Origin of the sequence: Pseudomonas sp. P4795 (assembly GCF_048822895.1) — a bacterium.
GTDB lineage: Bacteria > Pseudomonadota > Gammaproteobacteria > Pseudomonadales > Pseudomonadaceae > Aquipseudomonas.
In genome coordinates this window covers 707,557-721,508 of the sequence record NZ_JBMFBT010000003.1, presented here as the reverse complement: position 1 = coordinate 721,508, position 13,952 = coordinate 707,557, and the positions used below count along the sequence as shown (strand labels likewise).

The 13,952-nt window shown below is 57.9% G+C and carries 15 protein-coding genes and 1 tRNA gene; 4 read left to right on the top strand and 12 right to left on the bottom strand.

The genetic code is table 11. From position 1 onward, the window contains the following. Positions 1–353 precede the first annotated feature (353 nt). The 5 genes from ACOI8A_RS12005 to dapA form a co-directional block, all read right to left on the bottom strand. Positions 354–443: transfer RNA gene (locus ACOI8A_RS12005), tRNA-Ser, on the bottom strand. A gap of 84 nt (positions 444–527) precedes the next feature. Then, the gene (purC, locus tag ACOI8A_RS12000; RefSeq protein ID WP_420648101.1) at positions 528–1,241 is read right to left on the bottom strand and encodes a phosphoribosylaminoimidazolesuccinocarboxamide synthase; all 714 of its coding nucleotides are present in this window, start codon (positions 1,239–1,241) and stop codon (positions 528–530) included. Between the two features lie 28 nt (positions 1,242–1,269). Then, positions 1,270–2,028: an MBL fold metallo-hydrolase gene (locus ACOI8A_RS11995; protein ID WP_420648102.1), complete on the bottom strand. Its 759-nt coding sequence runs from the start codon at positions 2,026–2,028 to the stop codon at positions 1,270–1,272. 4 nt (positions 2,029–2,032) lie between these two features. After that, on the bottom strand, positions 2,033–3,148 hold the full coding sequence (bamC, locus tag ACOI8A_RS11990) for an outer membrane protein assembly factor BamC (RefSeq protein WP_420648103.1): 1,116 nt from the start codon (positions 3,146–3,148) through the stop codon (positions 2,033–2,035). Between the two features lie 17 nt (positions 3,149–3,165). Beyond that, the gene (dapA, locus tag ACOI8A_RS11985; protein WP_420648104.1) at positions 3,166–4,044 is read right to left on the bottom strand and encodes a 4-hydroxy-tetrahydrodipicolinate synthase; all 879 of its coding nucleotides are present in this window, start codon (positions 4,042–4,044) and stop codon (positions 3,166–3,168) included. Between the two features lie 338 nt (positions 4,045–4,382). Between dapA and ACOI8A_RS11980 the strand changes: the two genes are divergently transcribed. After that, a complete protein-coding gene (locus ACOI8A_RS11980; protein ID WP_420648105.1) occupies positions 4,383–4,943 on the top strand; it encodes a glycine cleavage system protein R in 561 nt (186 codons plus the stop codon). Positions 4,944–4,953: 10 nt separating this feature from the next. Further along, complete coding sequence (locus ACOI8A_RS11975; protein ID WP_420648106.1) at positions 4,954–5,427, top strand: peroxiredoxin; 474 nt, start codon at positions 4,954–4,956, stop codon at positions 5,425–5,427. 37 nt (positions 5,428–5,464) lie between these two features. Here the strand turns inward: ACOI8A_RS11975 and ACOI8A_RS11970 are convergent, their stop codons facing one another. Then, the gene (locus ACOI8A_RS11970; protein ID WP_420648107.1) at positions 5,465–5,704 is read right to left on the bottom strand and encodes a sulfurtransferase TusA family protein; all 240 of its coding nucleotides are present in this window, start codon (positions 5,702–5,704) and stop codon (positions 5,465–5,467) included. Positions 5,705–5,800: 96 nt separating this feature from the next. Between ACOI8A_RS11970 and ACOI8A_RS11965 the strand changes: the two genes are divergently transcribed. Next, positions 5,801–7,234, top strand: a complete 1,434-nt coding sequence (locus ACOI8A_RS11965; RefSeq protein ID WP_420648108.1) for a M48 family metalloprotease — start codon at positions 5,801–5,803, stop codon at positions 7,232–7,234. Positions 7,235–7,300: 66 nt separating this feature from the next. Here ACOI8A_RS11965 and ACOI8A_RS11960 read toward each other — a convergent pair whose 3' ends face one another. The 4 genes from ACOI8A_RS11960 to rpoE form a co-directional block, all read right to left on the bottom strand. Beyond that, positions 7,301–8,734, bottom strand: a complete 1,434-nt coding sequence (locus ACOI8A_RS11960; RefSeq protein WP_420648109.1) for a DegQ family serine endoprotease — start codon at positions 8,732–8,734, stop codon at positions 7,301–7,303. Between the two features lie 207 nt (positions 8,735–8,941). Beyond that, positions 8,942–9,904 (bottom strand): MucB/RseB C-terminal domain-containing protein, encoded by a 963-nt coding sequence (locus tag ACOI8A_RS11955; RefSeq protein WP_420648110.1) that lies wholly within the window; start codon positions 9,902–9,904, stop codon positions 8,942–8,944. Positions 9,905–9,912: 8 nt separating this feature from the next. Beyond that, a complete protein-coding gene (locus tag ACOI8A_RS11950; RefSeq protein WP_420648111.1) occupies positions 9,913–10,500 on the bottom strand; it encodes a sigma-E factor negative regulatory protein in 588 nt (195 codons plus the stop codon). 31 nt (positions 10,501–10,531) lie between these two features. Further along, positions 10,532–11,113, bottom strand: coding sequence for an RNA polymerase sigma factor RpoE (gene rpoE / locus ACOI8A_RS11945; protein ID WP_003172477.1), 582 nt, complete (start codon positions 11,111–11,113; stop codon positions 10,532–10,534). A gap of 558 nt (positions 11,114–11,671) precedes the next feature. Here rpoE and nadB point away from each other — a divergent pair. After that, positions 11,672–13,288 (top strand): L-aspartate oxidase, encoded by a 1,617-nt coding sequence (gene nadB, locus ACOI8A_RS11940; protein ID WP_420648112.1) that lies wholly within the window; start codon positions 11,672–11,674, stop codon positions 13,286–13,288. On the opposite strand, the gene ACOI8A_RS11935 is transcribed toward nadB, so the two are convergent. Both ACOI8A_RS11935 and ACOI8A_RS11930 read right to left on the bottom strand, forming a co-directional pair. Next, complete coding sequence (locus ACOI8A_RS11935) at positions 13,257–13,709, bottom strand: protein YgfX (RefSeq protein ID WP_420648113.1); 453 nt, start codon at positions 13,707–13,709, stop codon at positions 13,257–13,259. The genes nadB and ACOI8A_RS11935 overlap by 32 nt on opposite strands. Then, the gene (locus ACOI8A_RS11930) at positions 13,693–13,947 is read right to left on the bottom strand and encodes a succinate dehydrogenase assembly factor 2 (protein ID WP_420648114.1); all 255 of its coding nucleotides are present in this window, start codon (positions 13,945–13,947) and stop codon (positions 13,693–13,695) included. Before ACOI8A_RS11930 ends, ACOI8A_RS11935 begins: the two co-directional genes overlap by 17 nt. Between the last annotated feature and the right edge of the window lie 5 nt (positions 13,948–13,952).

Sequence of the window (13,952 nt, the reverse complement as noted above, 5' to 3'; positions counted from 1 at the left end):
CGAAACCTACATAACTCATTGAATCTCAAGGAGTTTTCCGTTTCGACTGCGCCGGAAGTGGGGCGAATTATAGACTTCTGGAATCTGCCGTCAACCGCTATTTTCATATTTCTGTCACAAAGGTCAAAAACCCCTGAGTTGGCGCCCCACCTTCCCTTCTACTTATAAGGAAGGAGAAACGCACTACGAAGCTTCGGGGCGCAAAAGCTGCGACCAGCGCCAAATGATCGCCCGATACTATATAGAAGCGTGCCCGCCCCAGCCTTCTGATACGCAACCTCCAAACAAAACACCAAGAACGAAAAAGCCCCCGTAATCAATAACGATTACGAGGGCTTAGTCTTATTCAATAATGGCGGAGAGATAGGGATTCGAACCCTAGGTACCGGTGAAGGTACAACGGATTTCGAATCCGTCCCATTCGGCCACTCTGGCATCTCTCCAACGGCGCGCATCATAACAACACTTTTACCGAATGGGAAACCCCTATTCGAAATTTTTTCCGTGCTATCAGATGCTTGCGTCGATTACAGCGGCACACCCAGACGTTTGGCGACTTCTTCGTAGGCTTCGATAACGTCACCGAGGCCTTGGCGGAAGCGGTCTTTGTCCATCTTCTTCTTGGTGTCCTTGTCCCACAGACGGCAGCCGTCCGGACTGAACTCGTCACCCAGCACGATGGAGCCGTCGCTGAACACGCCGAATTCCAGCTTGAAGTCGACCAGCAGCAGACCAGCGTCGTCGAACAGTTTGCTCAACACTTCGTTGACCTTGAGCGACAGTTCTTTCATGCGAACCAGTTGCTCGGCGGTACCCCAGCCGAATGCCACAACGTGGGATTCGTTGATGAACGGGTCGCCCTTGGCGTCGTCCTTGAGGAACAGTTCGAAAGTGTACGGGTTGAGCTTCAAGCCCTCCTCGACACCGAGACGCTTGACCAGACTACCGGCAGCGTAGTTACGCACAACGCACTCGACCGGGATCATGTCGAGTTTCTTCACCAGGCATTCGTTGTCGCCCAGCAGCTTGTCGAATTGGGTCGGAACACCGGCCTCCTCGAGTTTCTGCATGATGAAGGCGTTGAACTTGTTGTTCACCATGCCTTTGCGGTCGAGCTGCTCGATACGCTTGCCGTCGAACGCCGAAGTGTCGTTACGGAACAGCAGGATCAAGCGGTCAGCGTCATCGGTCTTGTAAACCGACTTGGCTTTGCCGCGGTAGAGTTCTTCACGTTTTTCCATGATGGGCTCCGATTGCTAAGTAGATGGGCTAGGCGATGTGGCGCCAGTCGAGCCCTGAATCTTGATCGGCCAGTTGCAGCCAGTCCGGGTCGCACCCGAGAGTGTCGACAAAACATTGCCGGGCCAGCTGCGGCAGGTTGTTCTTGCTGCTCAGATGGGCCAGGACCAAATGTTGCAGGCCTTGCCAGCCCAACTCGGCCACCAGGAATGCCGCCTGATGGTTGTTCAAATGTCCCAGCTCGCCGCCGACCCGCTGCTTGAGAAAGTACGGGTAATGACCACGCGCCAACATGTCACGACAATGGTTGGATTCGATCATTAACGCATCGAGATCCCGATAACCGTCCAGCACCCGCTCGCAATAAGAACCGAGGTCAGTCAGCAGGCCGAAACGCCGCTCGCCGTCACTGAATACATATTGGGTCGGTTCCTGCGCATCATGGGCCACGGCAATGACCCCGATGTTCAGTGCACCGATCTGCAGTTGCTCGCCACCGGCAAGAAACCCGGCAGCTTCAATCGGTTTGCGCATCCCGCGCAGTGTGCCGCGACTGAGGTAGACCGGCAGATTGTAGCGCCGAGACAGCAAACCCACGCCATGCACGTGATCGGCATGTTCGTGGGTCACAAGTATCGCGCTCAATTGCGCCGGGTTCACCCCCAGGCGCAACAGGCGCTTTTCGGTTTCCCGCAGGGAAAAACCACAATCCACCAGCACATAGGTATCAGCGCTGGCGATCAGCGTGCCGTTCCCTTGGCTACCGCTGCCGAGAACGGCAAAACGCATGTTATCAGCCCAGGTTGTCCTGAATCAGACTCAACACCTTGCGAGCCACATCGGCCGGAGCCACGGTATTGATGTTCTTCTCGACGGTGACTTGCACGTTCTCGCCGACCTTGCTCAGACGAACCTGATAACGCTCGGCACGGGCTTCAACTTCTTCCTTGCTCGGCGCACTGCCGAACAGGCTGCTGAAGAACCCAGGCTTGTCGTCTTTCTTCTCGGCCTTTTCGGACAAGTTGATGTAGTACAGGCCTAGGCTGCGGTTGATGTCTTCAACGCGCCACTCACCTTGCTCCAGCGCACGACCGACGCTCGACCAGGCACGATCCAGGTCATTGCCGACGTTCAGCACCGGGTTGCCGCTGCCGTCTTCGCTCAGGCTGACACGGCTTGGCGTATCGAAATCGCGCGAAGCCAGCATGGACACCGAACCGCCCTTCTCCGCGATACGGCTCATGCTTGCAAGCATGTCGTCGACCAGCGCTGCGTCGAGACCGGTGTTGACCGAACGATTGGTGAACGCCACGTCGGCCGTGCTGCCGGCAGGACGCTCGGCGCTGACCACGTAGACTTCACTGGTATTGCGCTGCACGCCTGGCTCGATGCGTACCCGCACGCGAGTTTCGCTGTCGGTGCTGATACCGGCCGCGCTCAGGCGCTTGGCCATTGCAGCCGACAGTTCATCCGAGTGCTGCCAGGTCGTGGTGAACTCGCCGGTTTGCGGGCGCTGTTCATCCAGACGGAAACCGTTGTCCTGGAAAAACTGCACCGCCACTGGCCAGACTTCAGCCGGTGGATGCTGAGCCATGACCCAACGCGAGTCACCGCTCTTCTGTAGCGAGTAGTCGCTGGCATCGGCAACAGCCGACAGCGGCTGAGGACGCGGAACGATGTATTCGCCCTTGGCGGTGTCGTCGGCTACGTTGCGCGGAATCGGCAACAACGGATCGAGACGCTTGGCGGTGGCTACGTCGGGTGGCAGTTGCATCGGTGCAGTCTGTTGCGCTTCCAGGTAATCGCTACCACGGTCACGGAAATAACCTTCCGGGCCCCAGACCCATCCGCAGCCACTGGTGCTGGAGATAATCAAGGCAAGTGCGGAAAGTCCGGCCATTCGCTTCATGCGTTGTACTTCCTCAATTAAACCAGGACGCTGCATTGGCGCAGGGCCGAACGCAACGTTTCATGACAAGGGGTGCTCAGCCAGGTCAGCGGCAGGCGGATGCCTTCGTGCATCAGACCCATTTCCACCAAAGCCCACTTCACCGGAATCGGGTTGGCTTCGATGAACAGGTCCTTGTGCAGCGGCATCAGTTTTTCGTTGATCGCTCGTGCTTTGTCGGCGTTGCCCTCGAGCGCAGCCTCGCACAGATCAGCCATTTCGCGCGGAGCGACGTTGGCGGTGACGGAGATGTTGCCTTTACCACCCAGCAGGATCAGTTCGACGGCGGTCGGATCATCGCCGGACAGCACGATGAAATCCTTGCTCACGCCGTCGATGATCGCTTTGGCACGCTTCAGGTCGCCAGTGGCTTCCTTGATGCCGATGATGTTCGGCACGGTGGACAGGCGGATCACGGTCTCGGCCTGCATGTCGCAGGAAGTGCGGCCAGGAACGTTGTACAGAATCTGCGGAATGTCGACCGACTCGGCGATGTGCTTGAAGTGCTGGTACAAACCTTCCTGAGTCGGTTTATTGTAGTACGGAACGACCAGCAGGCAGGCATCGGCCCCGGCTTCTTTGGCGTTGCGGGTCAGTTCGACGGCTTCGCGGGTCGAATTGGCGCCGGTACCGGCAATGACCGGTATACGGCCGTTGACCTGCTTGACCACGGCCTTGATGACGGCAATGTGCTCATCGACATCCAGGGTTGCCGACTCGCCGGTAGTACCGACCGCGACAATGGCGTGGGTGCCGTTCTTCAGGTGAAAGTCCACGAGTTTGCTGAGGCTGTCCCAGTCAAGACGCCCTTGTGCATCCATGGGTGTGACCAGTGCCACCATACTGCCCGCAATCATGAAACCGCTCCTGCCGGAAAAAGAGAGCGGTAATGGTACTGGCGCCAAGATGCTTGCACAAGCGAAGTACTGCGCCGCTGCCATTCCCCTTGGCCGCGCTTTTCGCTACCCTTCAGACTTTGATCGGTAATGATCAGCTTGTACGCCGGGTTCCAGCCTCCCTTTTCGGCCTCCCAGGCCCCGTTCCAGCGTCGCCTCGACGCGCTTCCGCCAAAGTGGAGCGAGTTGCGAGTGCTGCCGGGGATTTCTGACGGACAGACTGAATTGGCTCATGCAGGCAACTTCCGGTAATCAATGCCCCTCACCCTACCGACCGCTCATCGCTTTAGGAATGCTGCATGTCCACCCCCACAGTTCGCGAACAATTCCTTGTCATCAGTGCCCTCGGCGCCAACCCCATGGAGCTGACTAACGTCCTGTGCCGCGCCAGCCATGAAAATCGCTGCGCCGTGGTCACTTCACGCCTGACCCGCCACGGCGAGTGCAGTGCGCTGATCCTTGAGATCTCCGGCACTTGGGACGCCCTCGCGCGTCTTGAAGGCAGCCTGTCGGGCCTGGCCAAGAAGCACGCTTTCACCGTCAACGTGGTGCGCAGCGCGCCGCTGGAAAATCGCCCGCAGGCGCTGCCGTATGTGGCATACGTCAGCTCGGCCTATCGCCCGGACATCATCAACGAACTCTGCCAGTTCTTCATGGATCACAACGTCGAACTGGAAAACCTGACCTGCGATACCTATCAGGCTCCGCAGACCGGCGGCACCATGCTCAACGCCACGTTCACCGTGACTTTGCCCGCGGGCACGCAGATCAGTTGGCTGCGCGATCAGTTCCTGGATTTCTCCGACGCCATGAACCTCGACGCTCTGATCGAACCGTGGCGCCCACAGAACCCAATGTAAGGATGCTTTCATGGCTGTCACCATCGACCAACCGGTAGCTGATTTCGAAGCGCCTGCGACCAGCGGGCAGACCTTCAGCCTCGCCGCCCTCAAGGGCAAGCAAGTAGTGATCTACTTCTATCCGAAAGACAGCACGCCGGGCTGCACGACTCAGGGTCAGGGCTTTCGCGATCAGTACGCGGCGTTTCAGGCTGCCGGCACTGAGGTGTTCGGTATTTCTCGCGACAGCTTGAAATCGCACGAGAACTTCAAGGGCAAGCAGGAATTCCCGTTCGAGCTGATCAGTGACAAGGACGAAGCCGTTTGCCAGCTGTTTGATGTGATCAAGCTGAAAAAGCTCTACGGCAAGGAATATCTTGGCGTGGATCGCAGCACGTTCCTGATCGACAAGAATGGCGTGTTGCGCCAGGAATGGCGCGGCGTGAAGGTGCCAGGACATGTTGATGCGGTGCTGGCTGCTGCTCAAGACCTGAACAAGGCCTGACACTTCGGCGTCCTAGCGGACGCCGATATTGCTTGTTTCACGCTTTTTTCAGCCAGTAACGATAGACACCCGCTTCGTCTTCTTCATGCAACAGCGTATGACCGGCCAATTTGGCAAAGGTACGGAAGTCGCGCTGTGAGCCCGCATCGGTGGCGATCACCTTGAGTACCGCGCCGCTGGCCAACTTGTTCAATTCCATCTTGGCCTTGAGCAACGGCAGTGGACAATTCAGGCCACTGGCGTCGAGTTCACAGTCATGGGCTACAGCGTCGGTCATGCGTCACTCCGGATCGAGAGTCGGGCTGCCTAGAATATCTGGTCGCAAGCGCGGTGTCCGGCTACAGTAAGCTCTTTGTCGACTAAGGCTTTGTGCATGACTTTTTTGCGCCCTACCCTGCTGACGCTCGCTTGCCTGCTCGCCTCACCGGGCTTCGCCGACGACCTGCCGTCACTCGGTGACGCCAGTTCTGCCATCGTCTCGCCGCAACAGGAATACCAGTTGGGTCGCGCTTGGCTCGCTATGCTGCGCAGTCAGGTTTCACAGCTCAACGATCCGCAGCTCAAGGATTACGTTGAGTCCAGCGTTTACAAGCTGGTGGAAACCAGTCAGGTCAATGACCGGCGCCTCGAATTCATCCTGATCAACAGCCCGCAACTCAACGCCTTCGCCGCGCCGGGCGGGATCGTCGGGGTCAACGGCGGTCTGTTCCTCAACGCGCAGACTGAAGGCGAATATGCCTCGGTGCTGGCTCACGAACTGGCTCACTTGTCGCAACGTCACTTTGCCCGAGGCGTGGAAGCTTCGCAGCGTATGCAAGTGCCGATGATGGCCGCGTTACTCGCAGGTATCGTGATTGCCGCGGCGGGTGCCGGTGACGCCGGCATTGCCGCGATTGCCGGCACTCAAGCCGCCGCAATCCAGGAACAACGCCGTTTCTCGCGCCAGAACGAACAAGAGGCCGACCGCATCGGCATCCTCAATCTGGAAAAGGCCGGCTACGATCCGCGCTCGATGCCGACCATGTTCGAACGCCTGATGCGCCAATATCGCTTCGATGCCAAACCACCGGAATTCCTCCTGACTCACCCGGTCACCGAGTCGCGGATCGCCGACACCCGTAACCGTGCAGAACAGGCCAAACCGGGCGGTATAGAGGACAGCATGCGTTATCAGCTGATCCGCGCACGGGTGCAGTTGATCTACGAAGAAACCCCGGGACTGGGCGCCAAACGCTTCCGCGCACAGCTGGATGAAAATCCGAAAAACGATGTGGCGCGGTATGGTCTGGCCATCGCGCAGATCAAGGGCGGCCAGTTGAATGAGGCGCGCGAGAATCTCCAGCAACTGCTGACCAGATTCCCGAACGAGATCGTCTACAACCTGGCTCAAGTTGATCTGGATATCACCAACAATCGCCTGCCGGATGCGCAGTCGCGGGTTGACCGGATGCTCACGCAGTATCCGGGCAACTACCCGCTGAATCAGGTACGCGTCGATCTGCTGCTCAAACAGAATCGCACGGCGGATGCCGAGAAAGCGCTCGAGGGTCTGCTCAAGTCGCGCCCGGAAGATCCCGACGTCTGGTATCAGGTGGCGGAAACGCGTGGACTTTCGGGCAATATCATCGGGCTGCATCAGGCGCGGGCCGAGTACTTCGCTTTGGTCGGCGACTATCGCCAGGCTATTCAGCAACTTGATTTCGCCAAGCGCAAGGCGGGCAGCAACTTCCCGCTGTCATCGCGCATCGATGCTCGTCAGCGCGAGCTGATGGAACAGGAGCGCATGGTCAAGGACATGATGGGCTGAGCCTTTTCTCCAGGCATAAAAAAACCGCCTCATTCGAGGCGGTTTTTTATTCAGCTCACAACCGGATTATTCAGCCAGTTTGAAGGTGATGAAGCTGGCACGACCTTGACGCAGCACGCGCATCGATACCGAACGATTCTTCGGCAGCGCCTTGGCAATCTCCGAAAATTCCTTGCTCGAACCGATGGCCTGGTTGTTCAAGTGCGTGATGACGTCACCCGGCTGCAGACCGATCAGCGCCGCAGGACCGTCTTGCACTTCCTTGATCACCACACCACCTTTGAGGTCGTAGGTTTTCTTCTGCTCGGCGGTCAGCTCACTCACCGAAACACCTAGACGGTTGCTGCTGGTTTCGGCGCTCGACTTAGGCAGCGCATCCAGCTCTTTGTCTTCGTCAGGGATCGCGCCGACCGTCAGTTCGACATTCTTGCGCTTGCCTTCACGAATCACTTCCAGATTGGCCTTGGCACCTGCTTTCAGTGCACCGACCAGATGTGGCAGATCAGCCGACATGACGATTGGCTGGCCATTCATGCTCAGAATCACGTCGCCGACTTGCAGGCCACCCTTGGCCGCGGGACCGTCGTCCTGAATCTGCGCAACCAATGCACCGGCCGGTTTTTCCAGACCAAACGACTCGGCAAGATCCTTGTTCACTTCCTGGATGACCACACCCAACCAGCCACGGCTGACCTTGCCACCGCTTTTAAGCTGGTTGGAAACGTCCATTGCCACGTCAATCGGGATGGCGAACGACACGCCCATGAAGCCGCCGGAACGGGTGTAAATCTGCGAGTTGATGCCGACCACTTCACCGTTCAGATTGAACAGCGGGCCACCGGAGTTGCCCGGATTGATTGGCACGTCGGTCTGGATGAACGGCACATAGTTTTCGTTCGGCAGGCTACGGCCAACCGCGCTGACGATGCCTTGGGTCACGGTATGGTCAAAGCCGAATGGCGAACCGATCGCCACGACCCACTGGCCGGCTTTCAGATCCTGGGATTTGCCCAGTTTGAGTACCGGCAGATCCTTGCCTTCGATTTTCAGCAGCGCCACGTCGGAACGTGGGTCGGTGCCGACCAGCTTGGCTTTCATTTCACTGCGATCAGCAAGACGCACGAGAATTTCGTCGGCATCAGCGATCACATGGTTGTTGGTGAGGATGTAGCCATCCGGCGAGATGATGAAGCCTGAGCCCAGCGACTGCGCTTCACGCTGGCGATCGCCACGCGGGGAACGAGGCTGTTGCGGCATGCCGCGCTCGAAAAACTCGCGCAGCATTGGCGGCAAGCCTTCAAGGTCAGGCATCTGCTGATTAACTCTGCGGTCGGGCAATTTCTGCGTGGTGCTGATGTTCACCACCGCAGGCGAGGCTTGCTCGACCAGTTGGGTGAAATCAGGCAGTTCAGCTGCTTGCGCCACCGCAGGCACGGCCTGACCGAGCACCAGCACGGTGGCGAAAATTGAGAGATAAGACTTCAAACTAAGTGTCGACATACAGCTCCCGTTACGACGAGCAGGATTAAGCGATATGGAGCAAGGAACACCGGGCGCGACCGGCCGGCATTTTTGTTCCGGCAACAACAAACAAGGCCAGAGCCGTGAGGCTCTGACCTATAAAAAATTTTTGGATTATTTGCAAATGAAAATGCTCAGCAAACATTTCTACGTCCCGCTGAGGAAACGCGATTTGCTGGATTCAGCTCACTGCTTGCTGGTGGTTGCGTCATTGCTGCGCATCGATAAAGCAATTCGTTCGGCAGTGCCGATCGGAATTTCGCCGACTACCGTCACCATCATTTCACCCTCAGGGGTAGTCAGACGGCGTGATACGGCAACGGTTGGACCCAACTGAGTCCGAGTGTCAGTGACGGTTGCACCATTTAACGGCTCGAGAAACACCGAGAATCGCGCGAGACCATCGTCATACATCAGGCTGTTGACCTGGGTTTTGGTTTCAGGATCTTTGTGCGAAGAGCTGCTGGTCAATTCGAAACCTGGCGGCAGCCAATCCGAGTGCCAGACCTGCGCGCTTTTTACAGAGGATGCCTTGTCGCTCTGGAGATTGACTGGCTTGCAGTCGGCGTCGGCCATCAATTCTTTGTCGGTCGGCGTTTCCACCGTGTTCAAACGGGTGAACTGAAACCGTTCCAGCAGTTGACCCTTGTCGTTGAGTAGCAACGACTTGAGGGGCAAACCGGTTTGTTTGTCCAGATGCAGTTCGAAACCATAGCGATGCTGATCACGCGGGGTAAGCGAAACGATCACCGCTTCGCGCCCAGCGACACGCGACTTGCCGACGACGGCAAGCTCATACCAATTCTTCAGCTTTTGAGGATCGAGTGCACGCGCGCCAGAGTTGGGAGAATCGCCCAACCCCGCAACCAGGGTGCCGCTAACGCATTGAGTATGCCCATCAATACGCACGACTTCCTGGGCCGAACCGTCAAGCTGTAACAAACGCTCGCGGATCTGACCATTCTGGACGCGATGCCAGATGTTGTGGGTAGAAAAACTACCGTTACGCTCGTAGACGAAAGTACCGTTGAAGCTTTGCTGCTGCTCGGCCTGGCCCAGGCGTGTTAACCATTCCTGGGCTTCGTCGGCATGGGCTGGAACTACAAACCAGCCGCTAAGCAGAAGCGAAAGTAGAGGTATGGAGCGCATGATCCTCCTTAACGGTTTTCCAGGCTTGCTGCACGTGCATATGGCAGGGCGCTTTCAGTACCTTTGAGCGCAGCCTGCTGAGCGTGCTGGCGCAAGTAGCCTGGCAGACGCTGGTCATGCCAACCTGGTTGACCTTGCAATACGCCGTTGGCCATAGGGCCAGTAGCTTCGGAGCTTTCACTATAGCCTGCCAGTACAGCCGGACCTTTGACCTGTGGAGCGGACAGAGTCGGCTGATTGGATTGCTGAGCGAGTTCAACACCAGCGATTTCATCCTGGTTGTACAGGCGAACACCGGCCAGGACTGCAACAGTCACCGAGGCTGCAACAGCCAGACGACCGAGGCTACGCCATGGACCGCGGGATGCTTTGGCTGGAGTTGCTTCGTCTTCCAGCGCAGCAGATACGGCCGAAGCGATATCCAAGCGAGGAAGCAGCAGATCCTTGTGCATGGCTGCCCGAGCGATTTGGTAACGAGCCCAGGTTTCACGGGTTTCGACATCATCAAGTGCATTGATCACTCGACGCAATTCCAGTTCGTCCGCTTCGTTATCCATCACTGCGGACAGCGATTCCTGCAGGGCTTCACGACTCATGGCGTTCCTCTCTTGGCTATCGCCGCTGTCTTTAGTTTTCCTGCAACAACGGCTGCAGGGCTTTATCGATGGCCTCCCGAGCGCGGAAAATCCGGGAGCGCACGGTGCCAACCGGACACTGCATGACGCTCGCAATGTCCTCGTAACTCAGACCATCGAATTCACGTAAAGTTAAAGCGGTACGCAAATCTTCCGGCAATTGCTGGATGGTTCGATGGACGGTGCCCTCGATCTCATCCCGCAGCAGTGCACGCTCTGGAGACTCAAGATCTTTCAGGCCATGATCGCCGTCGTAGAACTCCGCATCTTCGGAACTTACATCGCTATCCGGCGGCCGGCGGCCGCGCGAAACCAGATAATTCTTCGCCGTGTTGATGGCGATACGGTAAAGCCACGTATAAAACGCGCTGTCTCCGCGAAAATTTCCCAGCGCTCGATATGCCTTGATAAAGGCTTCTTGCGCTACGTCCTGCGCTTCATGGGTGTCGTGCACAAAACGCACGATCAACCCGAGAATTTTGTGCTGATACTTCAGCACCAGCAGATCGAAAGCTCGCTTGTCGCCACGCTGAACGCGCTCGACCAGCTGCTGATCCTCTTCCTGGGTTAGCATGAACACTCCTCGATAAGCTCAGAGGAAGCTTGCATAACTAAACGACCAGACTTGCAAACATAGACTCGGGCTTTTCGCAAAAGTTCTCCCCCTCCAAGCAAGTTTCCTGCGGGCTCTGATTTGGCACGCACGAAAAACGCAGCGCGGGATAAACCGGCTGCGCGAATAATCTTGTAATCGGTTCGCCGGCAGGAACCCAACCGCAGGTTCCGCATTGAAGCCGACACTGTCCCGTGGTTTTGGCAACTGTCTATTGAGCTTGAGCCTCTGACAAAAGTTCCAATTATTTATAACGCCACATCGCCGACATGTAGCCACAACGTGGCGAAAAAGGGTGTTTCATCCTCGATACAGTCGCCTTTTCCCAAAACCTGCGGAAATTTCTTCCGACGAAGCGTCGCGCTGTTCACGCTACTGTAGTCTCACAATGCCATATCGGCCCGGCTATTGTGCCGCTCCAGCCCTCTATATACTAGTGGGCTGTGTGGCTGTCTCGACTCGCGAATCGCCTGTCCTGCGCCACCCCCCGACCCGGGTCGCTTTGCGCGGAATCCTGAAATGAGCCAACAGTTTCAACACGATGTTCTGGTGATTGGCAGCGGCGCTGCCGGTTTGAGTCTCGCGCTGACCCTGCCGGGCCACTTGAGCATTGCTGTATTGAGCAAGGGCGATCTCGCCAACGGTTCTACCTATTGGGCCCAGGGCGGTGTCGCCGCTGTGCTCGATGACACCGACACCGTCGAATCGCACGTCGATGACACGCTGAATGCCGGCGGCGGCCTGTGCCACGAAGACGCCGTGCGTTTTACCGTCGAGCATAGCCGCGAAGCGATTCAATGGCTGATCGACCAAGGCGTGCCCTTCACCCGCGATGAACAGTCTGGCACTGAAGACGGCGGCTTCGAATTTCACCTGACCCGCGAAGGCGGCCACAGCCATCGACGCATCATCCACGCAGCCGACGCCACCGGTGCCGCGATTTTCACAACCTTGCTGAACCAGGCTAAACAGCGCTCGAATATCGAGTTGCTGGAACAGCGGGTGGCTGTCGATTTGATCACCGAACGCCGGCTGGGCATGGACGGCGACCGCTGCCTCGGCGCCTACGTGCTCAATCGTAAGAGCGGCGAAGTCGACACCTACGGCGCACGTTTCGTGATCCTTGCATCGGGTGGTGCGGCCAAGGTCTATCTCTATACCAGTAACCCCGACGGCGCCTGCGGTGATGGCATAGCCATGGCCTGGCGTTCCGGCTGTCGGGTGGCAAACCTGGAGTTCAACCAGTTCCACCCGACCTGCCTGTATCACCCGCAAGCCAAGAGTTTTCTGGTGACCGAAGCCCTTCGCGGTGAAGGCGCTCATCTTAAACTGCCGAATGGCGAGCGCTTCATGCAGCGCTTCGACTCACGCGCTGAACTGGCGCCGCGCGACATCGTCGCCCGCGCCATCGACCATGAAATGAAGCGCCTCGGTGTCGATTGCGTCTACCTCGACATCAGCCACAAGCCCGAAGCGTTCATCAAGTCGCACTTTCCGACTGTTTACGAACGCTGCCTGACATTCGGCATCGACATCACCAAACAGCCGATTCCGGTCGTACCAGCGGCGCATTACACCTGTGGCGGGGTTATGGTCGATCAACACGGCCGCACCGACGTACCGGGCCTGTACGCCATCGGCGAAACCAGTTTTACCGGCCTGCACGGCGCCAACCGCATGGCCAGCAATTCGCTGCTGGAATGCTTCGTCTACGCACGCTCAGCGGCGGCGGACATCCTTGACCAACTGGACGAAGTCGCCATCCCCCGCGCCCTGCCCGTCTGGGACGCCAGCCAGGTTACAGACTCCGATGAAGACGTGATCATCGCGCACAACTGGGATGAGCTGCGGCGGTTCATGTGGGATTACGTTGGCATCGTGCGCACCAACAAGCGCCTGCAACGCGCGCAACATCGGGTGCGTCTGCTGCTGGACGAGATTGACGAGTTCTACAGCAACTATAAAGTCAGCCGCGATCTGATCGAGTTGCGCAACCTCGCCCAGGTCGCTGAACTGATGATCCGCTCAGCGATGGAACGCAAGGAAAGTCGCGGCCTGCATTTCACCCTCGACTACCCGGATCTGCTGCCGGAAGCACTCGACACTATTCTGGTGCCGCCCACCTACGTCGACTGAACTTGAGCCGCACTCGTAGGCGTCGGTGCAGATCCGCCGCCTGCGCATCGCGTGGCACGCAGATGGATCTGACTCGCCACTCCCCGCGCAAACGAAAACGCAGCACCACGATCAGCGGCAGCGCCAGGCTGTCCGGTCGCAGCTGCACCGCTTGCCAGCCGTCAGCCTGACACCACAGCTGCCAGCCATCGGCGTCGCGCCGTAGTCCGCAGAAGGCTTGCGGATCACTCAGCAGAATCTGCCGGGGCAGCGCCCACATAGCGTGGAGCGCACAGCCGAAGGCCCCGAGCAAACTGGCCCAGACCGGAATAGATAGAAGAAACAAACAACCCAGAGCGAACGCCTGAGCCAACAAATACGCCGCCAGCAACTGCCGTGAGGCATGCCAGCGGCATTCGAACGAATTACTTGGGCTGGACACGATCCAGAATCATCCGGACCATGCGCTGAAGCTCCGGATCTTCAGATTCGTTACGCTCCATGAACCAGCCGAACATGTCCTGATCCTCGCACGTCAGCAGACGGACATACAGATCGCGATCCACCTCGTTCAAAGTCGCGTAAACCTCCTGAACGAATGGCACCAGCAGCACGTCGAGTTCAAGCATGCCGCGACGGCTGTGCCAAAACAGGCGATTGAGTTCAACTTGTTCGACCATGGAGC